Annotated in this window: 25 protein-coding genes; 8 read left to right on the top strand and 17 right to left on the bottom strand. The window is 67.7% G+C overall.

Annotated features, from left to right (window positions below):
• Position 1 precedes the first annotated feature (1 nt).
• The 4 genes from U5918_RS03420 to U5918_RS03405 all read right to left on the bottom strand — a co-directional run bounded on the left by U5918_RS03420 (position 2) and on the right by U5918_RS03405 (position 4,077).
• Entirely contained in the window at positions 2-1,072 is a 1,071-nt protein-coding gene (locus tag U5918_RS03420; RefSeq protein WP_335999459.1) for a chemotaxis protein CheW, read from the bottom strand.
• Positions 1,069-1,968: a ParA family protein gene (locus U5918_RS03415; RefSeq protein ID WP_335999458.1), complete on the bottom strand. Its 900-nt coding sequence runs from the start codon at positions 1,966-1,968 to the stop codon at positions 1,069-1,071. Before U5918_RS03415 ends, U5918_RS03420 begins: the two co-directional genes overlap by 4 nt.
• A 74-nt stretch (positions 1,969-2,042) precedes the next feature.
• Positions 2,043-3,527, bottom strand: a complete 1,485-nt coding sequence (cysS, locus tag U5918_RS03410; protein WP_335999456.1) for a cysteine--tRNA ligase — start codon at positions 3,525-3,527, stop codon at positions 2,043-2,045.
• A 43-nt stretch (positions 3,528-3,570) separates the two neighbouring features.
• Positions 3,571-4,077 carry a DUF7523 family protein gene (locus U5918_RS03405; RefSeq protein ID WP_335999454.1) on the bottom strand — a complete coding sequence of 169 codons (507 nt, stop codon included), beginning with the start codon at positions 4,075-4,077 and terminating at the stop codon, positions 3,571-3,573.
• A gap of 141 nt (positions 4,078-4,218) precedes the next feature.
• Between U5918_RS03405 and U5918_RS03400 the strand changes: the two genes are divergently transcribed.
• The 4 genes from U5918_RS03400 to U5918_RS03385 all read left to right on the top strand — a co-directional run bounded on the left by U5918_RS03400 (position 4,219) and on the right by U5918_RS03385 (position 6,110).
• Positions 4,219-4,365 (top strand): hypothetical protein, encoded by a 147-nt coding sequence (locus U5918_RS03400; RefSeq protein ID WP_335999452.1) that lies wholly within the window; start codon positions 4,219-4,221, stop codon positions 4,363-4,365.
• 90 nt (positions 4,366-4,455) lie between these two features.
• Positions 4,456-5,334: a CbiX/SirB N-terminal domain-containing protein gene (locus U5918_RS03395; RefSeq protein WP_335999451.1), complete on the top strand. Its 879-nt coding sequence runs from the start codon at positions 4,456-4,458 to the stop codon at positions 5,332-5,334.
• A gap of 93 nt (positions 5,335-5,427) precedes the next feature.
• The gene (locus U5918_RS03390; RefSeq protein WP_335999449.1) at positions 5,428-5,799 is read left to right on the top strand and encodes an ArsR/SmtB family transcription factor; all 372 of its coding nucleotides are present in this window, start codon (positions 5,428-5,430) and stop codon (positions 5,797-5,799) included.
• Between the two features lie 2 nt (positions 5,800-5,801).
• Positions 5,802-6,110, top strand: a complete 309-nt coding sequence (locus U5918_RS03385) for a DUF7521 family protein (protein ID WP_335999447.1) — start codon at positions 5,802-5,804, stop codon at positions 6,108-6,110.
• A 30-nt stretch (positions 6,111-6,140) separates the two neighbouring features.
• On the opposite strand, the gene U5918_RS03380 is transcribed toward U5918_RS03385, so the two are convergent.
• Positions 6,141-7,355 (bottom strand): LolA family protein, encoded by a 1,215-nt coding sequence (locus tag U5918_RS03380; RefSeq protein WP_335999445.1) that lies wholly within the window; start codon positions 7,353-7,355, stop codon positions 6,141-6,143.
• A gap of 345 nt (positions 7,356-7,700) precedes the next feature.
• Between U5918_RS03380 and U5918_RS03375 the strand changes: the two genes are divergently transcribed.
• Positions 7,701-8,786: a DR2241 family protein gene (locus tag U5918_RS03375; RefSeq protein WP_335999443.1), complete on the top strand. Its 1,086-nt coding sequence runs from the start codon at positions 7,701-7,703 to the stop codon at positions 8,784-8,786.
• Here the strand turns inward: U5918_RS03375 and U5918_RS03370 are convergent.
• Both U5918_RS03370 and U5918_RS03365 read right to left on the bottom strand, forming a co-directional pair.
• Positions 8,783-9,358 (bottom strand): DUF7524 family protein, encoded by a 576-nt coding sequence (locus U5918_RS03370; protein WP_335999441.1) that lies wholly within the window; start codon positions 9,356-9,358, stop codon positions 8,783-8,785. The two genes, U5918_RS03375 and U5918_RS03370, sit on opposite strands and share 4 nt — an antisense overlap.
• Positions 9,359-9,396: 38 nt before the next feature.
• Positions 9,397-9,591 carry a methytransferase partner Trm112 gene (locus U5918_RS03365; RefSeq protein ID WP_335999440.1) on the bottom strand — a complete coding sequence of 65 codons (195 nt, stop codon included), beginning with the start codon at positions 9,589-9,591 and terminating at the stop codon, positions 9,397-9,399.
• Between the two features lie 158 nt (positions 9,592-9,749).
• On the opposite strand from U5918_RS03365, the gene U5918_RS03360 reads away from it, so the two are divergent.
• The gene (locus tag U5918_RS03360; RefSeq protein ID WP_335999438.1) at positions 9,750-10,112 is read left to right on the top strand and encodes a group I truncated hemoglobin; all 363 of its coding nucleotides are present in this window, start codon (positions 9,750-9,752) and stop codon (positions 10,110-10,112) included.
• Here U5918_RS03360 and U5918_RS03355 read toward each other — a convergent pair whose 3' ends face one another.
• Positions 10,113-11,489 carry an adenylosuccinate synthase gene (locus tag U5918_RS03355; RefSeq protein WP_335999436.1) on the bottom strand — a complete coding sequence of 459 codons (1,377 nt, stop codon included), beginning with the start codon at positions 11,487-11,489 and terminating at the stop codon, positions 10,113-10,115.
• A 209-nt stretch (positions 11,490-11,698) separates the two neighbouring features.
• Here U5918_RS03355 and U5918_RS03350 point away from each other — a divergent pair, with 209 nt between their 5' ends.
• Positions 11,699-12,004, top strand: a complete 306-nt coding sequence (locus U5918_RS03350) for a hypothetical protein (RefSeq protein WP_335999435.1) — start codon at positions 11,699-11,701, stop codon at positions 12,002-12,004.
• A gap of 2 nt (positions 12,005-12,006) precedes the next feature.
• Here the strand turns inward: U5918_RS03350 and U5918_RS03345 are convergent, their stop codons facing one another.
• Positions 12,007-14,421 (bottom strand): DUF7527 domain-containing protein, encoded by a 2,415-nt coding sequence (locus U5918_RS03345; protein ID WP_335999434.1) that lies wholly within the window; start codon positions 14,419-14,421, stop codon positions 12,007-12,009.
• 186 nt (positions 14,422-14,607) lie between these two features.
• On the opposite strand from U5918_RS03345, the gene U5918_RS03340 reads away from it, so the two are divergent.
• A complete protein-coding gene (locus tag U5918_RS03340; protein WP_335999433.1) occupies positions 14,608-14,892 on the top strand; it encodes a DNA-directed RNA polymerase subunit L in 285 nt (94 codons plus the stop codon).
• 21 nt (positions 14,893-14,913) lie between these two features.
• Here U5918_RS03340 and U5918_RS03335 read toward each other — a convergent pair whose 3' ends face one another.
• The 8 genes from U5918_RS03335 to U5918_RS03300 form a co-directional block, all read right to left on the bottom strand.
• Positions 14,914-15,786: a hypothetical protein gene (locus U5918_RS03335; RefSeq protein WP_335999431.1), complete on the bottom strand. Its 873-nt coding sequence runs from the start codon at positions 15,784-15,786 to the stop codon at positions 14,914-14,916.
• Between the two features lie 237 nt (positions 15,787-16,023).
• Positions 16,024-17,541, bottom strand: coding sequence for an NADH-quinone oxidoreductase subunit N (locus tag U5918_RS03330; RefSeq protein WP_335999429.1), 1,518 nt, complete (start codon positions 17,539-17,541; stop codon positions 16,024-16,026).
• The gene (locus U5918_RS03325; RefSeq protein WP_335999427.1) at positions 17,542-19,089 is read right to left on the bottom strand and encodes a complex I subunit 4 family protein; all 1,548 of its coding nucleotides are present in this window, start codon (positions 19,087-19,089) and stop codon (positions 17,542-17,544) included.
• Positions 19,089-21,122, bottom strand: a complete 2,034-nt coding sequence (nuoL, locus tag U5918_RS03320) for an NADH-quinone oxidoreductase subunit L (RefSeq protein ID WP_418771146.1) — start codon at positions 21,120-21,122, stop codon at positions 19,089-19,091. The genes U5918_RS03325 and nuoL overlap by 1 nt, the downstream gene beginning before the upstream one ends.
• Before the next feature lies 1 nt (position 21,123).
• Complete coding sequence (gene nuoK / locus U5918_RS03315; RefSeq protein WP_335999425.1) at positions 21,124-21,426, bottom strand: NADH-quinone oxidoreductase subunit NuoK; 303 nt, start codon at positions 21,424-21,426, stop codon at positions 21,124-21,126.
• Positions 21,426-21,764: a hypothetical protein gene (locus tag U5918_RS03310; RefSeq protein ID WP_335999424.1), complete on the bottom strand. Its 339-nt coding sequence runs from the start codon at positions 21,762-21,764 to the stop codon at positions 21,426-21,428. Before U5918_RS03310 ends, nuoK begins: the two co-directional genes overlap by 1 nt.
• A complete protein-coding gene (locus U5918_RS03305; RefSeq protein WP_335999422.1) occupies positions 21,761-22,036 on the bottom strand; it encodes an NADH-quinone oxidoreductase subunit J in 276 nt (91 codons plus the stop codon). Before U5918_RS03305 ends, U5918_RS03310 begins: the two co-directional genes overlap by 4 nt.
• Positions 22,037-22,209: 173 nt before the next feature.
• A complete protein-coding gene (locus U5918_RS03300) occupies positions 22,210-23,886 on the bottom strand; it encodes an NADH-quinone oxidoreductase subunit D (protein WP_335999421.1) in 1,677 nt (558 codons plus the stop codon).
• Positions 23,887-23,919: the final 33 nt, after the last annotated feature.

Raw genomic sequence — 23,919 nt, 5'->3', positions numbered from 1 at the left:
GTCAGGACGAGGAGTTCAGCGCGAGGTCGGGGGTGGTCCAGACGATGAAGTCGTCCTCGTCCTCGCGGTTGATGATGCCGTTGATGTGTTCGTCGTCCTCGTCGGGTGACTCGTTGACCTCGTCGTCGGTGATGGGCGTCACCTGCCGGACCTCGTCGACGACCCAGCCGAGGTGGCCCTGTTCGTCCATCTCCTCCGAGTCGAAGACCACGATGAGGTTGCCCCGGCCCTCGTCGGCGACCGCGAGGGCGTCCTTGGGGTTGATGATCGCCGTCACCTGCCCGCGGAGGTCGACGACCCCCTCGACGTGCGACGGCGAGTTCGGCACGCGGGTCATGTTCTCCAGTTCGACGATCTCCTCGATGTACTCGATGTCGAGACAGAACCGCTCCTCGCCGAGTTCGAACTCGAGGACGCGCGTGTGATCGCTCGCGTGGGCCGCGTGTCTGCCCGCGGCGGCCGCCCGCGCGGCGGCGACCGTCCCCTCCGCGTTCAGCATCGACTGGTCGTCGTCCTTCGCGACCGTCGTCGCCTGGTCCGGGATAGCGAACGTACCGCCGTTAGACAGCGAGTCGACGGCCGCAGCCGCGTCCGCCGACGACACCGACTCGGCGACGCCGGACTGGGGCGTCGTCCGTTCGTCGGACTCCCCGTCCGACTGCCCACCGGCCGGCGCGTCGGTCTCGTCCTCGTCGTCGCCCTCTCGCTCGCCGGTGTCGGGCTCCGACTCGCTGGCGCCGGATTCCCCTTCGTCGGTCCCCTCGAATTCGAACCCGCTCGGCTCGTCCCCGGTGTCGGCTGCGCCGGACTCGTCGGCGCCGCTCGCGTCGGCCGGTTCCGGATCGTCCGTCGGGTCGACCGTCTCGTCGATGGTCGGCGATCCCGACTCGTCTTCGGCCTCGGGGTCGTCAGCCTCCGCAGGCTCCTCCGCCTCCGCTTCGGGGGGTTTCACCTCGGCCTCGCCACCGTCGGCGGAGGTGTCGGGGTCGTCCCCCTCGTCGTTCGTTCGTCGCCCTTCCCGCATCTCGCGGATGCGGTTCGCCCGTTCCATCCGTTCGTTGTCCTCGGTCATCGTGTGATCTCCTCGGCGAAGCCGAACTGTCGGTCCAGTTCCGTCGCGACCTCCAGGAACACGTCTGCCACGTCCACCGTCGGATCGTAGGCGAAGAGTGACTGGCCGGCGGAGAAGGCCCGCTGGAGCGCGACCCGCTTGCGAACCGCCCAGACCGGCACGTCGTCGAACACGGCGCCGAGCCACTCGAGCATCTCCTCGTCTTCGTTGGTCGATTCGACCCGGTTGGCGACGACGCCCACCTCGCGGACCGTCCGATCGGTGCGCTCCTCCAGCGCGGCGATCTGGTCGAACAGGAGTTCGATCGCCCGCTCGGAGGTCGCCTCCGTCAGGGCCGGGATCAGGACCGCGCCGGTCGCGTAGATGGCGGTGTCGGTCAACTGACCGTAGAAGGGCGGCGAGTCGACCACGACGTAGTCGTAGCCGGTGAGTTCGTCGAGCACTGCCTCCAGCCCGCCCAGGGCGTGGGGCCCGGTGAGGGTTTCCGGTGACGCGTTGATCGTCAGCGGCGTCAGCGCCGACGGATCCATCGACAGCGACGGGTCGGCCTCGAGCGTCGCCATCACGCTCGCCAGGGTGAGTTCGTGTTCGGCCTGGAGCATGTCGACGTTGCTCGGCAGGACGTCCATCTCGTCGTGCTCGACGATCAGGTCGCGGACCGCAGAACGCTGCTCCGGGTCGGTCAGCACGTCGAACAGCGTCGGCGGCGCTGCGTCGTAGGCCTCGACCAGGCCCAGCCCCTCCGTGGCGTTGCCCTGCGGGTCGAGGTCGACGAACAGCACGTCCCGGTCCCGCTGGTTGAGCGCCCCCGCGACGTTGATCGCGACCGTGGTCTTCCCCGTCCCGCCCTTGGCGTTCGTCACACACAGCGCCGCGGGACGGTCGTCTCCGTGCATCGCTTCTACCCGCTCTGGGGCGCGCCCGCTCATAAAGGCCCGCTCCCGATTCTCAATTGTTGTACCGCGACGGCTCAGTCGAACCGGGCGACTGGCCCGTCGTCGGTGTCCTCGACGGTCACCCCGAGTCCCTCGAGTTCGTCACGCAACTCGTCGGCGCGGTCGTAGTTCCCCGATTCGCGCTCCTGCTCGCGGAGCGAGAGGACGAGGTCGGCCAGCTCCTGCGCGACCCGGACGTCCCCGCTGGACTCGCCGCCGAAACTGAGGCCGAGGACGCCCGCGCCGAGGTCCTCGAACGTCTCGACGGCCCGGCGGAGGTTGCGATAGTCGTACTCGTCGTGGTCGTCGACGTGGCGGTTGACCGCCCCGGCGAGTTCCAGGAGGGCGGTCGTCGCCTCCCGCGTGTTGAAGTCGTCGTTCATCGCTTCGGTGAAGTCCTCGCGGACGGCGTCGATCGCCTCCCCGAGGGCGTCGTCCTCCACTGTGGTGTGGGCGTCGACGCTGTCGGCCGCCTCGACGGCCCGCCGGTACCCTCGTTCCAGTCGCTCCCAGCGTTCCTCGGCCTCGGCGACCGTCTCCGCGCTGTAGGTGGCCTTGCTGTGGTAGGCCGTCGAGAGCAGGAAGGTGCGGGCCACGTTCGGGCCGTGTTCGCCGACGAACTCGGCGACCGTCGAGAAGTTGCCCAGCGAGGAGGACATCTTCTCCTCACTCGTCTCCAGCAGGCCGACGTGCAGCCAGTAGCGGGCGAACTGCTCGCCGGTGGCCGCCTCGCTCTGTGCGATCTCGTTCTCGTGGTGGGGGAAGACGAGGTCCTGCCCGCCGACGTGGACGTCGATGCTATCGTCGAGGTGGGTCATGCTCATCGCCGAGCACTCGATGTGCCAGCCGGGTCGCCCCTCGCCCCACGGCGAGTCCCAGGTCTGGGCTGTCTCGCAGGCTTCCTCGGGCGGCGCGGCCCCCTCGTGCTGGTGGTCCTCGATGGCCGCGGGGTCGACCCCTCCAGCTTTCCAGAGCGCGAAGTCGGCGGGGTTGCGCTTCTCGGATCGCTCGTCGGGGTCGCCCTGCGCGTCGAGTTCCGCGGGGTCCTGATTGGAGAGTTTCCCGTAGTCCTCGAAGGACGTCACGTCGAAGTAGACCGAGCCGTCGACCTCGTAGGCGTGGCCCCGCTCCAGCAGCGTCTCCACGAGGTCGATGATCTGGGGGACGTGTTCGGTGACGCGGGGGTAGACCTCGGCGCGCAGGAGGTTCAGCGAGCGCATGTCACGGATGACGCTCCGGACGTAGTGGCGGGCGACGTCGGCCTCGCTCTCGCCGTCCTCGCCGACCCGCGCGACGATCTTCTCGTTCACGTCGGTGAAGTTCTCCACGTGGCGAACGTCGTAGCCGACGTGTTCGAGCCACCGGTGCATGACGTCGACGTGGACCCAGCCGCGGGCGTGGCCCAGGTGGGCCGGATCGGAGGTCGTCAGCCCGCAGTAGTAGAGCAACACCGAATCGGGGTCCCGTGGCTCGAAGTCCTCGCGCTCGCCGGTGAGCGTGTTCGTCACGCGAAGGGTCATTACCGGAATTGAGCGCGGGGGACGGTTTCAATGCGTCGGAAAATCACCGCTCGCCGTCTGCGGTCGCCGGGACGGTCGAAAGCGCCGCTTCGACCGCCCGGAGGGCGTCCGCCCCCGCCCGGCGCTCGACGACCACCAGCAGCGCGTCACCGGCGACGCCGGCGGCCGTCACCGCCACGTCCTCGGCCCGGAGGTGATTCAGAACGTGTGCCAGCGACGTCGCGTCCACGTCCCCGGTGGCCAGCACGCCGGTCAGGGTTCCACCATCAGGGACGAGCGCTGTGTCGCCGACCGTCAACATGGCGTCGGTTTCCTGGTCAGCGTCGACCGCTCCGAGTCCGCTCTTCATGTTCACCCGGGCGTCGGCTCCCGCGGCATCGTAGTCCGGCAGGTCCTCGGCGTAGCGGCGGAGTGCGGCCACGACGGCTTCCTCGTCGGCCAGGTCGAGAAAGCGCGCGGCGGCGGTGTAGTTGACGACGCCCGCCCGCAACGCCTCGTGGAGAAACGGATGGGTGCGGACGGCCTCGCGGGTGTCGGCTGCGAGCGACATACCCCACCCGCGTCCGGCGCGAGTAAAAACGCCCCGGCTCGACCGGGTATTAAAGCACCCATAACTTTGTGGCAATTTAGCTATTCCCATGGGGATTGTTCTCATGGACGTGTCGGGGGGAGCGCCCGACTCGGACTCACCATGCCGGAAACCACGATTCCAAACTGCGCGGAGCACTGTCCGTTCAAGAAAGCTGTAAGCGGGACCTGCGACCACGACCTCGACCAGTCGCTGGTTCGGGAGTTCCTCGACAATCCGGGGCAGGGGTGTCCGTTCGGCCCGGAATGATCGGCCGCAGCGTTCGTCGTATCGGCCCACTGAACCGGCCGCGAGCGGGACATCCGAACCCCTAAGCCGCGCCTGGCCCAACGGGCGGGTATGCAAGCGCTGGTCATCGCGGCCCACGGGTCGCACCTCAACGCGGAGTCGAGCACGCCGACGTTCGACCACGCGGACACGATCCGCCGGTCCGGCGCGTTCGAGTCGGTGCGCGAGAGCTTCTGGAAGGAGGAGCCCCATTTCCGGGAGGTCCTCCGGACCGTCGACGCCGACGAGGTGTACCTCGTGCCGCTGTTCGTCAGCGAGGGCTACTTCACCGAACAGGTGATCCCGCGGGAGTTCCGCCTCGACGAGTGGGACGTCGACCAGTGGGACTCCGACGGCACCGGCGCGACCCACACCACGCTGACCGCGACGGACACGGGCCAGACCGTCCACTACTGCGGGCCGGTCGGCACCCACGACGCCATGAGCGACGTGATCGTCCAGCGCGCCGAGTCGGTGACGGGCGACCCCGAGGTGGGCGAGGGCGTCGGCCTCGCCGTCGTCGGCCACGGCACCGAGCGCAACGAGAACTCCGCGAAGGCCATCGAGTACCACGCCGACAACATCCGAAAGCGGGGCCGTTTCGACGAGGTGAAGGCCCTCTACATGGACGAGGACCCGGAGGTCGACGACGTGACCGACTTCTTCGAGAGCGAAGACGTGGTCGTGGTGCCGCTCTTCATCGCCGACGGCTACCACACCCAGGAGGACATCCCCGAGGACATGGGCCTGACCGACGACTACCGCGAGGGCTGGGAGACCCCCGCCGAGGTCGACGGCCACCGGATCTGGTACTCCGGGGCGGTCGGCACCGAGCCCCTGATGGCCGACGTGGTGCTCGAACGGGCGGCCGACGCCGGCGCGGACGTGCGCGAGGCCATCGAGCGCGTGCGCGAGGAGACAGGAAGCGGTCGGGTGACGGCCTCCGACTGAGTGACCCGGACCGATGCACGCCGCCAGCGGACCGTTTTCACGGTTAGAAAGTGACTGTATGCTTTTAACCCCCGAGGGGACCTCCGTCGAGTCGTGAGTGAGGACTGGGAGCTGGCCGAGGTTCTCGACCTGCTCAGCGACGAGTACGCCCGCTCCATCCTCGCAGCCACGAGCGTCGAACCCATGTCCGCCAAAGAGCTCTCCGAACAGGTTAACGCGTCCCTCCCGACCGTCTACCGACGGATCGAGTGGCTCCAGGAGTACGAACTCCTCGAGGAACGCACGAAAGTCGAACTGAGCGGCAACCACCACAAGGTGTACTCGGCGACGCTCGGTCGCTTCGCGATGGACCTCGCCGAGGGCGGGTACGAGGCCACCATCGAGCGCACCTCACGGACCGAATTCCCCGGCGAGGACGCCGAGGACACCGCAGACCGCTTCACGAAAATGTGGGAGAACCTCTGACCATGATCGGGATCGCACAGCTGTCCTACTGGCTGATCCTCGGGCTGTCGCTGGGCTCGGTCCTCGTCGGCGGCTACGTGGGCTACCAGGCCTACCGCGGGTTCCGCCGCCACGACAGCCGGCCGATGCAGTACCTCTCCATCGGCCTGTTCCTCCTCACGGCGGTGGCCTTCGGCCTCTCCTTTATAGGCTCCCTCCTCCTCCAGCAGGGGATCCTCCCCCTGCGCTTCGAGCAGCCGCTCGTGATCCTGACGCGGTTCCTGCAGTTCCTCGGCGTCTCCTTCATCGCCTACTCGCTGCACAAGCGGTAATCCGAGGCCGGTGGGCCTCGCGGTCGACGCTCACTCACACCCGACGGATCTCGCGATCTCGATCAGCAGGTCCGGACCGAGGTCCTCGCTGAACACCTTGTAGTAGTAGCCGTCGCACGACCAGGTGACGTAGTTCGTGTACCCGACCCGGACGTCGGCGCTTCGATCGCCGATCGACACCTGCCAGTCGCCCTCGGACGAGGAACTGATCGTGGCCTTGGTCACGGTCACGCGACTGGTCGCGTTCGCGTAGCGGAGGCCGACGTTCGTGATCCCGCGACCGTCGCTCCGGGAGGCGTACTGCAGTGTGAAGGTCGACGGCAGCGTCGGCTCCGGCACGGAGAAGTTCGTCTGGGACCGCAACGCTGCCGTCGACGAGTACGTGTCGATGCGGGGCTGGTCCTTGCGCTCGACCGACGCGTCGGCCGGCGAGTCGTACTCGAACACCGAGTCCGACAGCCCCGGGTCGAAGGTCACGTTCTCGTAGATCACCGTCTGCGAGTGGCGTTCGCCGTCGGCCATCCACGCGGTTTCGCGTTTCAGCGGGAAGAACCGCTCCGCGTCCACCCAGAGCCGTTGCTCGTACTCGTCGACCAGCGACTCGTTGCGCGGCGTGATCGAGAGGACGTACACCGTGCGCCCGTCGACGGTGTCGGTCCCGTTGTACCTGACCCCGAAGGCCGCGTCGCGCATCTCGGCCGTGGTCTCCCCGGCCCGTGCGCCCTGGGGAGCGCCGGACTCGGGGACCGAGGGTAGCGGATCGATCCCCGGCGTCGGTGTGGCCGCCGTCCCGGCCCCCGACTCCGTGACGTTCAGCCGCGAGAACAGATCCGCGATGCGCTCGCCCTGCGTGCGCTCCGTCGGGCGGTCGGTACTGCTCAAATCGAGCCGCGTCACGTTCCCCGAGTGGCGGTTCCGCCACCACATCACCGAGCCGTTCGAGACGGTCACGTTGTTGGCCGGTCCCGGCCCGCGTACCAGTCGCTCGCGAAACAGCCCGTCGGTGGGTCGTAGCGACACGCGGTGGACCGACTCGTGGGTCTCGTCGCCGCCCGTCACGACGGTCCGTCGCGTCGCGTTGAGCCCGTCGATCGACGCGAATCGCTCGGCGGCGTTCGCGCCGATCTGCGTCGCAGACTCCGGCTCCTCCGCGCCCGTCTGGACGAGTCCGAACACACCGAACACCCCGACCAGCACCACGACCGCGACGACGAGGCGTTTCGGGGTGACGAATCTGGACGCCATCCGTTGTGCGATGAAATGGATAGCTAATTGATAGTCGTTTCGAGACGCGAGTCGGCGACGATCGGTGACGGTAGTCGACCCGCCGCGAAAGAGGGGGGCGACGGCGGGTCGGCCGTCGTGGAGGACCGAAGCATGGTCGCGGGAGACCGCTCTGTTCGGGGCAGCGAACCGAACCGGCGTCAGCGCGGAACCATGCACTTCCCCGTAGGCCGTCGTCCCACCTAAAGGGGGACTCGGCGTTTCCGACCCGGAAGTTCGGCCCAAAATATATATGTGAGTACTGGGCTGGCGGCGGGCGACGGCGGGAACGACGGAGTTTTTCGGCTGGCAGCCCTGCCACCGGACATGAGCGAGACGGCGGTGCGCCGGCTGCTTGCAGCCGCTGACGAGGACGGCGTCGACTGCGACGGCCTCCGGGTCGAGGCCGCGACGGCGGGCTACCGCTTCCGAACGCCGGAGATCGAACGCGATGGACTCTCCGAGTCCGCGCTACGCGACGTGGCCGCCGACCACTCGGCCTACGTCACGAACTGGCACTTCTGGGAGCACGTCGCGCCCGACGCCCCCGCCGACCGCGCCTACCTGCGCTGGCTCGAAGGGGCCGACGAGACGCCCGTGCCCGAGCGATACGAGCGACTGGCCGAGGGAACGGGCCGCGAGTGGGGCCAGTTGCGCCTGTCCGTCGAAGGGGACGACGACGGTGACCGGCGCTACGAGGTGCGCCACGTCGACGACGTCGACGCACCCGTCGGGGATCTGGAGCGCCACGAGGACCCGCTGGACGCCCGCGAACTGGCGAAACGCGACGACCGCGGTCGGTACCGACCGCTGAAGACCGCGCCGACGCTCCGGGACGGGTGGGTCTTCGCCGACCTCGACCCCGGAGAGCTCGTCAGCACGGTCGATTTCGTCTACCCGGCGACCGTGGTCAACTGGCACCGCGAACGGGAGGGCGACCTCGACGTCGACCACTGGACGGAGACGATGGGGCGCCAGAGCGGCATCTACGGCGTGATCGAGACCTGGAACCGCCAGGAGGGCCACGAACACGTGAACTGGGTCGCCGAGGCCTGCTGTGACGACTCCCAGTGTCTCAAGCGCCGCGAGTGGGAGTACGACGACGAGACCGACCTCGACGTCGACGGCGGCGACGGCGCCTTCCCCTGCCGGGAACCGTGTTCGCTCGTCGTCTCCGCGGCCCGGCAGTGGACGAAACTCGAGGGCGAGGAGTCACGGACCTACGAGTTCGAGCTCACGCCGAGCGAGAAGGACCAGCTCGAGGCCATCGTCGACGCGGTCGCCGACGGCCGGACCGAGGAGATCAGGGAGGCCGACGTCTACGAGGGCGCCAACCGGTACCGGACGCGCTACCTCCGGGCCAAGCTGTTCGACGACGAGGGCAACCTCTGTGGCGTCGAGACCGAGGACTAGCGGACCAGGAGGACGCCCGCGACGACGACGGCGACGAAGACGATCACCGCGCCGGCGGCCACCGCGCCGCTCTCGAAGACCGTCGCCGCCCCGATGGCGACCGCGACCGCCAGCAGTCCGAGCGCGAGGACCGGCAACTCGGGCCGCTCGGTGAGCAGCGACGCGGACCCAGCTTCGGCGGTCCCGGCGTCGGCGTCTGTCTCGCCGCCCTGGGGTTCAGCGAGGCTCTCGTCGACCTCGACGGTCCCGGTGTCGTCGGGTTCGACCAGTTCGACGTCGACCCAGCGCGTCGTCGCGCCGTAGCCGGTCGAGAGCTTGATCTTCCCGCGGACGGGGCGGTGTTCGTGGACGCTGACCGGGATGTCGGTGGTGCCGTTGGCCTCCACGTAGAAGTTGGTCTCCGGGAGCGAGGCGACGGCCGACAGGCGCTCGTCGAGGTGGACGTGGACCCGGCTCGCGTTCCCGTGGTTGTGGACCCTGATGACGAAGGAGTCGTCGGTCTCGATGGCCGCCGGGATCTCCATGGAGTTGCGCTCCCGACGGTTCACTTGCACGGGTAACTCTTCGGGCACACGGACACCTCCGCGTGGCGGGGAGAAAAAGGTTCAGCCTACGCCGGGGTCTCTTCGCGCATGTCCGGCGGCAGCAGGTTCGGGATGCCGTCCTCGATGGGATACTCCTCGCCGCACTCGGTGCAGACGAGTCGGCCGTCGAGGATCTCGTCGTCCTCGCGGCTGTCGACCTCCAGTTCGAGGTCGTGTTTATCGAGCGGACAGCAGATGATGTCCATCAGGTCCTCGCGCATAGTTCATCTGCGGCGGGGCCGGGCAAAAACGTGCCGGACGCGTCCATCCCGGGGCCGGATCCACACGTAATCCCTTTGCCGAACGGATTCGCAACGCAGACGCCGTCTGCCACTCGTTTACGCCAGCTATTTCGGACCCGCACCCCCCGAGCTCTCGTATGGAGGCCGAGACCCTCTACGATCGGCTGGGTGGATCGGACGGTATCGAGGCGGTCGTCGACGACTTCTACGACCGGATGCTCGACGACGAGCGGATGCGCCCGTTCTTCGAGGACGTGGACATGGAGCGCCAGCGTCGCCACCAGCGGCTGTTCATCAGTCAGGTCGCCGGTGGCCCGGTCGAGTACGACGGGGCGAACATGCGCGCCGCACACGAACACCTCGGGCTCACGCAGTCGGACTTCGAGGTGGTCGTCGACCACCTCGGTGCGAGCCTCGACGCCTGCGGCGTGGACCGGGGCGACGCCGAGGCGGTGCTCGCCGCGGTCCGAGAACTGGAAGACGACGTGCTCTGTCGGTGATCAGAACGGCCGCTCGCGGACGATGGTCTGGGAGCGACCCGGGCCGACGCCGACCGCGTAGATCGGCGCGTCGAGTTCCTCGCTGAGGTAGTCCAGGTAGGCGCGGGCGTTCTCGTGGAGCGCGTCGTAGCCCTCGCTCGCGACGGCTTCCCAGTCCTGCTCGGGCCAGCCGTCGAAGGATCGGAGGTTGACCTCGCAGTCGGCCCACTGCTCGGTGGTGGCCGGCATGGTCCGGAGTTCCTCGCCGTCGAGCGTGTAGGTGTGACCCACGTTGAGTTCGTCGAGGCCGGCGAGCGTGTCGACGTGGTTGACCGCGAGGCCGGTGAACCCGCTGGCTCGCGTCGCGTGGCGGAGCATCGGGACGTCGAGCCAGCCGACGCGGCGCGGCCGGCCCGTCACGGTCCCGTACTCGTCGCCCTCTTCGCGGATGTAGGTCGCGAGTTCCTCCTCGTCCCCTTCGCCCTGTTCCTCGTAGCCCGGCGTGTCGCCGACGACGCCGCCGAGTTCGGTGGGCATCGGGCCGCTCCCGACGCGGGTCAGGTAGGCCTTGACGATGCCGATCACTTCGCCGTCGCCGACGAGGCCCGGGGCGAGGCCGGTCCCGGTGCAGGCGCCGCCCGCCGTCGGGTTCGAGGACGTGACGAAGGGGTAGTTGCCGTGGTCGATGTCGATGATCGTCCCCTGGGCGCCCTCGAAGATGACGTTCTCGCCGTCGTCGATGGCGCTGGCGAGGAACTCGCCGGCGTTGACGGTCATCCCCTCCTCGTCCAGTCGGCGGCCGAACTCGCTGAACTCCTCGTAGAGGGCGTCGACGTCGAAGGCCTCGGGGTCCTCGAGGTCGGCGACGTCGAGTCCGTAGACGTCCTCGACGAGGGCGCGTTTCTGCGGGACGGCGTACTCGAGGCGGTCGCGGAGCACCTCGGGCGCCAGCAGGTCACCGATCCGGACGCCGCGGCGGCCGGCCTTGTCCTCGTAGGTGGGCCCGATGCCGCGCCCGGTCGTGCCGACCTCGTCGTCGGTCTCGCTCTTGACTTCCTCCTCGATACCGTCCAGCACCCGGTGATAGGGGAGAATGACGTGTGCGCGCTCGGCGACGCGCACGTCGGGGTCGAGCCCGCGCTCTCTGAGCGCGTCGAGTTCGTCGAACAGCGTGCGGGGGTTGACGACGCACCCGTTGCCGAGCACGCCGACTTTCCCGCGAACGGCCCCACTGGGGACGAGCGACAGCTTGTACTCCTCGTCGCCCTCGACGACAGTGTGACCGGCGTTGTCGCCGCCCTGGTAGCGGACGACGACGTCGGCGGCGTCGCCGTAGAGGTCGACGATGCCGCCTTTGCCCTCGTCGCCCAGCTGGGACCCAACGATAGTTACGGTCATGAACGGGCTTTCTGCCGGTCCCGATAAACCGGTTACGGTCGGCTCGGAGTCCGCCTGCCGCGAGTCCGGAACGGCCGTTTCGACCCGCGTGCCGTGTGGTATCATACAAAGATTTAAACCCACACCCGTCGAATAGGTAATTTGAGGCGCTTCTTTAAGTACGCCGGACAGCAACCTTTAAAACCTGCGAACACAAGTTAACAATTGCCATGATAGACAGGCTTGAGAAGGAAGTAGACATGCTCGAGCGCCATCTCCAGGTCCTCCGGATGGTCATCGAGAACGAGCCGATCGGCATCGTCAAGATGTCGAACGAGACCGGCTACCCACACCACAAGGTCCGGTACTCGCTGCGCGTCCTCGAAGAGGAGAACCTCATCGAACCGTCGAGCCAGGGTGCAATCACGACCGAACAGACCTCCGAGTTCGTCGACGACCTGGACGAGAAGATCGACCAGATCGTCGAGAAACTCGACGACATGAAGATCGACGACGTCGCCGAAATCGAGAACTAGCTCTAGATCTCCGGTACGGAGAGGTTGAACTTCTCTTCCCGGGCTTCGACCAGGCAGAGGTGGAACCCGTCTTTCCGCGAGAGTTTCACGAAGCTCTCCCGCTTGTCACGGCTGAGCAGCCCGCTCCCCGTGGCGTCGGCGGCCGCCTCCATCGCCTCCGGCTCGAAGAAACTCGACGTGACGAGGAAGGCCCCCGTCAGCGACTCCTTCGACTCGCCGACCCGCTGGCCCGCCGCGATGAGTCCCTCCATCATGTCCTGGCTCGCCGGCTGGCGTGACTCGTTCATGTTCGCCACCAGCAGCGGGTTCCCCATCCGATCTCTGAGGATCACGTCGAAGGACTCCTGGCTGCGATGCTGTTCCCCGTCCTCCTCGTACTGGACCGTGATGGCGCCGTTGAGGTCCGCCCGGTCGATCTGCGGGAGCGCGTCGTACAGCGGTCCGAGCGCCTCCTGGTGGCCGGTATCGCGGATCTCGTAGGGGAGCACCCGCACGACCCACTCGACGAAGCGGTACTGGATCGTGTCGGTGAGGTACTCCTGGAACGGCTCGCCGTCGACCGCCACGTCGTCGGCCTCGAACTGGGTGTGGTACTGGAGCTGGAGATTGGCGTTGACGGCGCTGGCTTCGGCCTTCCCCGCGTGGGCGGCCTCCAGCGTCGCCTCGCCCTTGGACTCGTAGCGGACGAACAGGTTCGTCCCCTGGATCGCCTCCCCGGGGCCGAGTCGCTCGCGGTCGGCGACCGACTCGCCGCCCTCCTCCGTCCGGAGTTCGTCGATGCGTCGTTCGAGCCGTTCGACGCGTTCTTCGAGTTCGTCCCGCTCGGCAGCCAGTTCGTCACGTTCCTCGGAGACGGTCTCCAGTTCCGACTCGAGTTCCTCGATCTCGGCCTCCCGCTCGTCGACTTTGGCTTCCAGCTCCTCGATCTCGGCGGGGTCGGCGCTTCCCGCCGGCTCTCCGGCCGCCTCGGTCTCCGCCGGCTCGGGCTGGGGATTCCCACGCCCGCCCTGGGCGGCCGCGTCCTCGGGCTCGCGTCCGGCCCCGCGCTCACCCGCCGGCCCCTGCTCCGGCTGATCGACCCGCCCTGAGGGGGTCGGTTCCGGATTCCCGCCCGTGGCCGCGCCCGGATCCGCTTCCGAGCGCGGGGTCGGACCGCCCGCGGCCGGCGACGGCCCCGCCCGATCGGCCTGATCGCTCCCCGGCTCGTTCGTCCGCTCGGGATCGAGCGACGGGATCGACCGCGTCTCCAGGTCCGCCACGCTGGCAGCGTCCGAATCCCGGGACTGACGGCCGGAGCGTCCCGACTTGGCCACGCCCGCGTCGCCTCGCTCCGGCGTCCGTCGCGCGCCCGGATCCTGCTGTGATCTCGTCGACTGTTCCTGCGTTCTGGTCGGTTCCTGCGTCCCGGTCGGTTCCTGCCGGGGTTGCTGATCCGTGCGTCGCCCGGACGACGCCCGGTGCTCGTTCCCGTCGTCCCGTCCGGACTGGGCGTCGGCCCGCGACTCCGCCGTGGGATCGCCCGACTCGTCAGCGGTAGCCGGGTCGCTCTCGGCCGCGGGCTCCGGTTCGGCGGCCCGCTCGTCCGCCCCGTCGCTGGCCTCGGCGTCGGCGACGTGGACTTCCTCGGGGTCCGCCGTCTCCGGTGCCCCCTCGTCGACCGTGTCGGCGTCGTCCGTGTCCGCGTCGCTCGCGTCTGCGCCGGCCGAATCCGTGCTTGCCGGATCGTCCGTCGCGTCGTCGGCTTCCGAGTCCGCCGCATCGACCTCTGCGCTGCTCGCCGTCGCAGCGGCCTCGGTCGCACTGGATTCCGCGCCTTCTGTCTCCGTCGCGCTCGTCCCGTCGTCGGGGTCCGCGCCCCCGCCGGCCGCCGCGCCCGTCGGTTCGGGGATCTCGAGGACTTCGATGTCGACGGGTCGGACCTCGTAGATGCCGACCTCGTCGTTGGCCTGCTCGAAGGCCTCGTCCTCGATCAGGAGGTTGTCGCTCGCGCCGACCCAGGCCACGCTCATCGAGCGCCCCTGGTGGTAGACGAGATAGTAGTCGCCGCTGAGGACGTTCTCGGAGAGTTCGACGAAGCCGGTGAAGTTCCCCTGTGTGAGCGTGCGGTCGACCTCCTCGATGGCCGTCTCCTCGGTGTAGTACTGGGCCCGGACCTCGTCGCTGCGGTCCTGCATGACCGCGAGCAGGGGCAAGGCGGGCGAAGGCGCCTCGTAGGCGGTCCCCGAGGCGTCGACGAAGTCGTCGATCGTCCCGTCCAGGACGCCGATCACCTTCCCCGACGTCATGCAGAGTCGCGTCGGTCCCGCCGCGACGATACCGGAGAATTCCTCGTCGGCAAGGTCGTGCAGGGCGGCGTACCCGCCCGAGAACGGTCGGGCGTCCCAGTCGTCGACCTGCTCGACCGCGCGTGTCGTCATTACGTGACACAAGTCCCATGCGCTCCTAATACTTTGCGCCACTCGGCGTTCGAAACCCCGGCACGATTTTTGACCGCTCGCACAGTGGCGCTCCCGGGAACTGCTCTCCACCCGCACCTGGAATTACGCCTTCCGGTCGTGTTCGCAGTCGTAAGACTGATTGCCGGGATGTAACTATCCCCCTGTATGGAACTGCGGGTCATCGAGAAATCCGATACGGAGCTCTCTATCGAGATCGCGGGCGAGGATCACACCTTCATGAACGTGCTGAAGGGCGCACTGCTGGAGTCCGACGGCGTCGAGGCCGCGACCTACGACGTGAACCCCGAACAGTCCGGCGGTCAGACCGAACCGATCCTCACTGTGAAGACCGAGGAGGACGTCGACGCGCTGGACGCCCTCGAGGCCGGCGCCGAGAGCGTCATGGACAAGGCCGACGACTTCCGTACCGCCTTCGAGGCCGCGGCCTGATCGCGGCGCGGCGACTCGTTTTCAGCAGGTCACCTGCGTCACGTAGAGCCGTCCGTCCGGCGCCGCGTGGACGTCCACCCCCACCAGGCCCTCGGGCGCGTCGGCGAACTCCGAGCCGCCGCCCGCGTAGCTGTCGGCCAGTTGCCCACCGAGTTCGCCTTCGGTGTCGGGCAGCCCACCGCTTCGGTCCGGGTCGTAAGAGAACGTGGCCGGGTCGAAGCCCCCCTCGCACGCGCCGTCGAGTCGGTCGCTGATCGCGTCGCGGCTCACCCCGGGCTCGTCGCGCTCGCCGTACTCGGCCCGGACCACCCGCTGGTTGACGTACGTCGCGGCGGCGGCCACGTTCTCGTCTGCGGTCAACTCGTCGTACCCCGCCGCCGCGCGGTGGCCGTTCAGCGACTCGACGTAGCTCGTCTCGACGGCTGCGAGGCCGAGTCCGTCCGCGGCCGTTGCGTTCCCGGGCACCGGCGGCGTCGGCGAGATACCGGGGAGGTAGATCACGCCGAGGAATCCCAGCGCCAGGAGGACGACGAGCGCACCGACGCCGAGGAACATGGCCACGAGTTTGGCGTCCAGCACCTCCAGGTAGCCCACGTCCGCAGAGGGGCTGCGGGTCCCGTCGTCGAGCATCTCCCGGACGATCTCGTCCTCGTCGTAGCTGAGTTCCCGGCGCTCCAGCGTGGCGTTCCCGCAGCGGTCGCAGGGCGGTGTGTGTTTGGGGTGGTCGTTCCCGCACTCGGTGCAGATCCAGGCGTGGGTGGTCGTCCGCTCGTCGTCGTCGGCCTCTGGCGCCATCGGGACGACCGCCTTCTCGAACTCGCTGTGCCCGCAGTTGTCACAGGGCGGATCGTTGCGCTCGTGGGGCTTCCCACAGTACTCACACCGCCACTTCATCGGGCGGACCGAGGGACGCCTGTGCGGAAAGTGTGTCGGTAGCGAGACGCGACCGGAGCGAAGGTCTCGAAAAGTGCGAGCGAGGTGAGCCCTCGTTAGGCGAACGGGCGAAGCCCGTGCGCCTCGACCCGTGAGCCGCGAGCAGCGAGATGCGACTGAAAGGAGCATCTCGAAAGGTGCGAACGGCGAGCGGAGTGAGCCGCGAACAGCGCGATTGAATGAAAATCAGCCGCGGCCTCAGAACAGCGCCGAGGCGGCGTCGTAGGCGGTCCCCGAGACGAGGCCGAAGGCGGGGAGCAGGAGGAAGGTCGCGACGGCCGCGACGACGATCGCGGCGTAGAGGCCGGCCGGGTGGGACGTGACCTCGAAGTCGCCGGTCGCGTCTTCGATCCACATGGCCTTGACGACCCGGGAGTAGTAGAACAGCGAGAGCGCGCTGTTGACGATGAGCGCGCCGGCCAGCAGCCAGGCCGAGAACGTCGCGGCGCTGGCGGTGGCCGACAGGAGCGCCCACTTCGAGAGCGCGCCGCCGCCGATCGGCAGGCCCGCGAGGCTGAACAGGAAGATGGTCATCGCGAAGGAGGCGATGGGCGCCTGTTCACCGAGGCCGTTGTAGTCCTCGAAGGTCCGACCGACGCCCCAGTGCTCGACGAGTGCGACGAACAGGAACGCGCCGGTGTTCATGAACCCGTAGACGAACAGGTGGAGCATGCTCGCGCCCAGGGCGTAGCCAGGGTCGGCCGTCCCCGTCAGCACAGCCAGGCCGATCAGGGCGTAGCCGGCGTGGCCGATCGAGGAGTACGCCAGCATCCGCTTGACGTTCTCCTGGGTGGCCGCGGCGAAGTTCCCGAGCGTCATCGTCACCAGCGCGAGCACGGTGAAGGCAAGCGCCCAGTCGATGGTGGCGGCGACCGCCTCGAGCGGGAAGGCGGTGACGAACACGCGGAACGCGAGCACGAACCCGGCGGCCTTCGAGGCCGACGAGAGGAACCCGGAGATGGGTGCCGGCGCGCCCTCGTAGGCCTCCGGCGCCCAGAAGTGGAAGGGCACGGAGGCGGTCTTGAAGGCGAACCCCCCCATCACCATCAGGATCCCGATGCCGAGGACGCCCGTGTTCTCAACGCCGCCGACCGCGTCGGCGACGCCGCCGAACTGCAGCGCGCCCGTGGCCGCGTAGACCAGGCTGATCCCGTAGACCAGCACCGCCGAGGAGAGCGCGCCGATCAGGAAGTACTTCATCCCCGCTTCGACGCTCCCGCGGTTGTCCTTGAGGTAGGCGACCAGCCCGTAGGACGGGAGGCTCGACAGTTCGAGCGCGACGAACGCCGTCGCGAGGCTGTTGGCCGAGGCCATCACCGTCATCCCGGTGGTCGCGAGCAGCAACAGCGAGTAGTACTCGGCCTGGTGGGGCCGGTCGGCCAGGTAGTCGTAGCTCGCGACGGAGACGAGCGCCGCCACGCTCGTGAAGACGAACGTGAAGAACAGGCTCATCCCGTCGACGACCAGCTGGCCGCCGAAGAGGCTCAGTTCGCCGCCCGTGCGCGGCATCCCGGTCCCGGCGACCAGGAACCAGCCCGTGACGGCCATCGCGAGCACCGAGCCGCCGGTCGCGAGGCCGGCGAGCAGGGCCGGCGAGCGGTCGTCGGAGTCGATGCTATCGACCAGGAACAGGGCGAGCGCGGTCAGCCCGAGCAAGAGTGCAGGGGCCAGCGCCGCCCAGTCCGGCAACGTGTTCGACGTCTGGAGTGGGATCATCTATGCACCACCTCCCAGGCCGAGGGCGGTCATGTCGACCACCGCGTCCTGGATCATCGTGTAGAACAGGTCGGGCGCGACGCCCAGCGCGATGACGAGCGCCAGCAGTACGAACAGCGGCGCCACGTCCTGGATCGGCGCGCGACCCACGTCGTAGTCGGTCTCGAGCCGGAAGGGCCCGAACAGCGTCATCTGCATCGCCCGCAGCAGGTAGCCCGCGACGATCACGATGCCGAACATCGCGATCCCGGTAAACAGCGGTGCCGCCCACGAGCTGGCGTACACCTGCGACTGGAACGAGCCCATGAACACGAGCACCTCGGCCGCGAACCCGGACATGAGCGGCAGGCCCATGTAGCCGAAGGCCGCGGCGACGAACACGCCCGCGGTGACGGGCATCCGATCCGCCATCCCGGACATGTCGCCGATCATCCGGGTGTGCGTCTCGTTGTAGATGACGCCGACGGCCATGAACATCAGCCCGGAGATCAGGCCGTGGCTGACCATCTGGAACGTCGCGCCGCCGAGTCCGTGGGGCGTGAAGGCGATCAGCCCCAGGATGACGTAGCCCATCGACGAGATGGACGAGTACGCGACGATCCGCTTGAGGTCCTTCTGGGCCAGGGCCAGCAGCGCACCGTAGATCACCGAGACGACCGCGAAGATGGCGATCAGTTCGGCGTTGGCGCGCGCCACGTCCGCGAGCATCGTGAAGTTGAACCGCAGCAGTGCGTAGGTCCCCATCTTCAGCAGGACGCCCGCCAGCAGCACCGACACCGGCGTCGGCGCCTCGACGTGGGCGTCCGGCAGCCACGTGTGGAAGGGGACGACCGGCACCTTGACCGCGAAGCCGAAGAACAGCGCCGCGAACGCGGCCAGCTTCACGATGCCGGGACCGAAGCCGGCGACGCTACCCAGCTGCCCGGCGTTCAGCGCCTGTGCGATCTCCGGCAGACCGAGCGACGTGATCGAGTCGCCCAGCCCGAAGACGAGCGCGAAGAACCCGGCGAACATCACCAGGCTCGCCACGTTCGTGTAGACGAAGAACTTGATCGCGGCGTACTTCCGGCGCGGACCGCCCCAGACGCCGATGAGGAAGTACATCGGCACGAGGACGCCCTCCCAGAAGACGAACCACAGGAGGAAATCGAGCGCCGCGAAGACGCCGATGAGCGCGGCCTGCATGAACAGGATCAGGCCGTAGAACTGCGACTGGCGCTCGTCGATGGGCGTCCAGGCGCTGACGATCGCCAGCGTCGTCAGGATCGTCGTCAGCACGATCAGCGGCATGCTCACGCCGTCGAGGCCGACGTGCCAGTTGACGGCGTACGGCCCGAGCGTGATCCAGCTCGCCATCGTCTCGAAGGCGAGTTCGCTGTCGGCCAGCAGTGCGTTGCCCGAGGCCTCGAAGACGCTGTACATCCAGAGGCTGATGCCGACTGGCACGAGGCTGAGCACGGCGGCGAACTTCCCGGCGTACTCGTCGGGGACGACGAAGACCAGGCCGGCGGCCATCAGCGCGAACAGGATCAGCAGTTCGACCAGCATCAGAACCACCCCCCGATGACGCCGAAGGCGATCAACAGGAGCGCGAGCCCGATGGTCAGCAGGGCCGCGTAGTTGGAGACGACGCCGGTCTGGATCCGTCGGACGCGATCGCCCGAGAAGAGGCTCACGCTACTGATCCCGTTGACCACGCCGTCGATGATTCCCTGATCGAACGTGTCCGCCGCGCGGGCCAGCGGAAGGGTGACGCCCTCCGCGAGCCATACCTGATACTCGTCCTGGTAGTAGTTGTGCATGAGCACCGTCCGGAATCCGCCGAGTTTCTTCGTATGTTCGACCGGCTCTGCGACGTTGTAGAGTCGGTAGGCCAGCCCGGCACCGGCCAGCGCCAGCCCCAGCGACAGGGCCGCCGAGATGAGCAGCGTCGGGATCTCCCCGCCCGCGATGTACGCGGACTCGTAGGGGAGCAGTTCCTCGTACACGTGCAGGCCAGTCAGGAACTCCGCGTTGACCACTTCGGAGCCGACCAGCCACTTGTGGAGGTAGTCGATCTCCAGCCCGGTCAGCTTCGCCACCGGCACCATGTTGATGAAGCCGATGGTCGCCGCGAGGATCCCGAGCACCGCGAGCGGGAACTTGACGTTCCAGCCCACGCCGTGGGGATCCTCCGCGGTGTCCGTCCGGGGTTCACCGTGGAAGGTGAGAAAGACCATCCGGAAGGTGTAGAAGCCGGTCAGGAAGACCGCGAGCAGGCCCATCGCCCACGCGACCAGCAGGACCGGACTCCCGAGGCCGTGGATCAGCGCCTCGTACAGCACTTCGTCCTTGGACCAGAAGCCCGCGAACGGGACGATGCCCGCGAGCGCGAGCGAGCCCGAGAGGAAGGTCCAGTAGGTGACGGGCATCTTCTCCTTCAGCCCGCCCATGTCCCACATGTTCTCGTTGTGGTGCATGGCGATGATGACCGACCCCGCGCCGAGGAAGAGCAGCGCCTTGAAGATTGCGTGGGTGGTCAGGTGGAAGACCGCTGCGACGTACCCGCCCGAGCCCAGCGCGAGCATCATGTACCCGTACTGGGAGATGGTGGAGTACGCCAGCACCTGCTTGAGTTCCTGCTTGACGACGCCCATCGACGCCGCGAACAGCGCGGTGAAGCCGCCGATCAGTGCGATGATGGCCATCGTCGTCGGCGTCAGCAGGTAGAACCCGTACATGCGCGCGACGAGGTAGACGCCGGCCGCGACCATCGTCGCCGCGTGGATCAGCGCCGAGACGGGGGTCGGACCCTCCATCGCGTCGGGCAGCCAGGTGTGCAGGGGGAACTGCGCCGACTTGCCGACGACGCCGCCCAGCACGAGCAGGCCCAGGATCGTGAACCAGGTCTGCGCGTCGAAGCCGAAGAAGCTCTCGCCGCCCTCGAGCGCGAGTTCGGCCAGGTGCGGGAAGCCCGCGTCCGTGACGAACAGGCCCGTGCCGAAGGTGGCGAAGATGCCGACGACGCCGATCAGGAAGAAGAAGTCACCGAAGCGGGTGACCAGGAAGGCCTTCTTCGCGGCGCTCGGCGGCGCGTCCTCGCGGAACCAGAAGCCGATGAGCAGGAACGAACACAGGCCCACCAGCTCGAAGAACATGAACGCCATCAGGATGTTGTCCGCGACGACGAAGGCGAGCATGCTGAAGCTAAACAGGGAGAGCGAGGCGTAGTACCGCGGGAGCCCGGTTTCGCCCTCGTCGTTCATGTACCCCAGCGAGAAGACGAACACGAGCACGGAGATCAGCGAGACGATCAACAGCATCAGCGAGGAGAGCGGGTCGATGTAGATGCCGAGCGTGAGATCGAACGTGTTCACGCCCGTCGCGAACGTCCAGATCTCCTCGTGATAGGCCGTCTCCGACCCGAGGATGCCCGCGACCGTCAGCGCGGTCCAGATCGAGATGAGCAGGGAGCCGGCCGTCGCGAAGATGCCGGCCAGCGCGCCCCGCTTTGGCATCCACTTGCCGAAGGCAAGCGCGATTACGAACGATACGAGTGGCAGCACCGCGATCGCCGGTACGAACTCGAATGCACTCACCATCTTACCACCTCATTGTCGTCGGTTTCGTCACGTCGATGTCCGCGAAGTTGCGGTAGAGCACGAGCACGATGCCGATCCCGATGGCGACCTCCGCGGCGGCCAGGGCCATCGTGAACAGGGAGAACACCTGCCCCGTGAGGTTCCCCCACTGGAAGGAGAAGGCCACGAGGTTGACGTTGGCCGCGTTGAGCATCAGCTCGACGGACATCAGAAAGACCAGCGCGTTCCGTCGGGTCAGGATCCCGAACAGCCCGATGCAGAACATGCCCGCCGAGAGCAGCAGGTAGTACTCCGCCGGCACCATCAGCGGTCACCTCCGTTCGGGGCCTGTCCGCCGTCGGCGAGCACGCCGACGTCGACGTCCTCGCGCTTTGCCAGCATGACCGCGACGTCCAGCGCCGCGTCGAGGGCGACGGCGATGACGATGAACGAGACGAGGAACTCCTCGCTCGCGTGGGCCGTCATATCGACGAGGTCGAACATGGCGTAGCCGATGCCCGCCGTGACCGAGGCGTCCGGGAACCCGACGGGGGACCCGAACGAGGACGTGGCGAAGACGGCCGCCAGTACTGCGAACAGGCCGATCGCGGCGACGCCCGCCGTCCAGTTTATCCCCTCGGCCAGCCGCGGACGCGTCGTCATGTCGTCACCTCACTGGGCTCGGCCGTCTCCTCCCGGCGGGTGAGCATGACGGCGAAGGTGATCAGGATCAACACGCCGCCCACGTACACGAGTACCTGCATCGCGGCGACGAACTCCGCGCGCAACATCACGTAGTGGATCGCGACGCTGAGCAAAGCGACACCCAGCATGAGCGCCGAGTGCCACATGTCCCGTAACAGGACGACGCCGAGGCTGCTCCCGAGTGTCACCAGAGCGAACAGCCCGAACGCTGCAGTTTCATACAGTGCCATCTTACATCACTCTCCTATCGGTGGGCCTTTGAAGATTTCTTTATCAGATTCGTCCGAGCGTCCCCGAGACGGGGCCGTCCCCCCGGATACGCGCGATTGCGAGGGCGAAAGACCAGACAGAGAATTGATGGGTAGTGGGAAACGGCCGTAATGCGCCGCGCGCGAGGGCGGCGTCAGCGATCGACTTCTCCGAGAACGATGTCGAGACTCCCCAGCGACGCGATCATGTCCGCGAGGTACTCGCCCTCCGCCATCTCCGGCAGCGCGTGGAGGTTGTTGAAACAGGGGCTCCGGATCTTGAACCGCGCGGGCTTTGAGGTCCCGTCCGAGCGGATGTAGACGCCCAGTTCGCCCTTCGCTCCTTCCACGGCCCGGTAGATCTCCGTGTCGGGGTCGGGTTTGAGCGTCCGCGGGACGTTCGACTGGATCGTGCGGTCGTCTTCTGGCCAGTCCTCCAGCAGGTCCACGCACTGATCGACGATCTTCGCCGACTCCTCGACCTCGCGCATCCGAACGAGGACCCGGGCGTAGTTGTCGCAGCCGTCCTGGGTGACGACGTCCCAGTCGAGTTCGGGGTAGTAGCCGTAGGGGTCGTCGCGCCGGACGTCGTAGTCGATGCCGGACCCGCGAGCCACGGGACCGGTCACGCCGTGGTCTTTGGCGACCGCTGGCTCCAGGATGCCCGTCTCGACGGTTCGCAGCTGGAACACCTCGTTGCTCGTGAGCAGGTCGTGGTACTCCTCCAGCGCCGCCGGCAGCGCGTTCGTGAACGCCCGGATCTTGTCGAAGAACTCCGCGCGGGGTTCCGGGAGGTCCCAGGCGACCCCGCCAAGCCGGAAGTAGTTGTACATCATCCGCTGGCCGGTGAGGTCCTCGAGGATGTCCTGTGCGATCTCCCGGTCCCGGAACGCGTACTGGAAGATGGCCGTGAAGTCGCCGTAGACGTCGAGCGCGAAGGTCCCCAGCGCGAGGAAGTGGCCGGTCATCCGCGAGAGTTCGACGCCCATCGTCCGCAGCACCTGTGCGTAGTCGGGCACGTCGATGTCGGCCAGATCCTCCGCCGCCCGCGCGTACGCCCACTCGTTGGTCATGTTCGCCGTGTAGTCCCAGCGGTCGGGATACGGCATGATCTCGTGGCGGTAGTTCGACTGCTGGGCCATCTGCTCCTCACAGCGATGGAGGTAGCCGACGTCGGGTTCCAGATCGAGCACCTGCTCGCCGTCCAGCACCGTCTCGATGTGGAGGACGCCGTGGGTCGCCGGGTGGTGGGGCCCGATGTTGATGAACATCTTGTCCTGATCGCCCTCGGATTCCTCGCGCTGATCGTCGACCAGCGGGTTGACGTGCTCGCGGATCGGGACGATCTGCGGGTTCGTCTGGTCGTAATCCCGCGCGAGCGGATGGCCCTGCCAGGTCTCGGGCAGGAGGATGCGCACGAGGTCCGGATGCCCCTCGTACTCGATCCCCACCAGATCGTAGGCCTCGCGCTCGTGCCAGTTGGCCGTCGGATACACGGGCGCGGCGGTCTCGGAGACCGGTTCGTCCGTCGGCGTCGGGACGACGACGCCGACCTCCTGTGTCCGGTCGTCGTACTTCGTCAGGTGATAGATCGACTCGTAGCGATCCTGATACTCCTGGGCCGTCAACAGCGACAGGTGGTCGAAGCCCGCCTCCTCTTTCAGCGTCGAGAGCACCTCCTGCACCGCGTCGGGCCTGATCACGAACGCCTCGGCGTTGAGATGCGTCTCCCGGCCCAGCACCCCGTCGCCCAACAGCGCTTCGAGTTCGTCGTAGTCGACCGCCCCCTCCTCGGTCACGCCCGCGTCGCGTGTCGGTTGTTCGAGGCTCATGGTGAAACGCCCGGCCGTCGACCGGCCGGTCGG

The organism is Halorientalis sp. LT38, assembly GCF_037031225.1.
GTDB classification, from domain to species: domain Archaea; phylum Halobacteriota; class Halobacteria; order Halobacteriales; family Haloarculaceae; genus Halorientalis; species Halorientalis halophila.
This window is presented reverse-complemented; position numbering and strand designations above follow the sequence as displayed.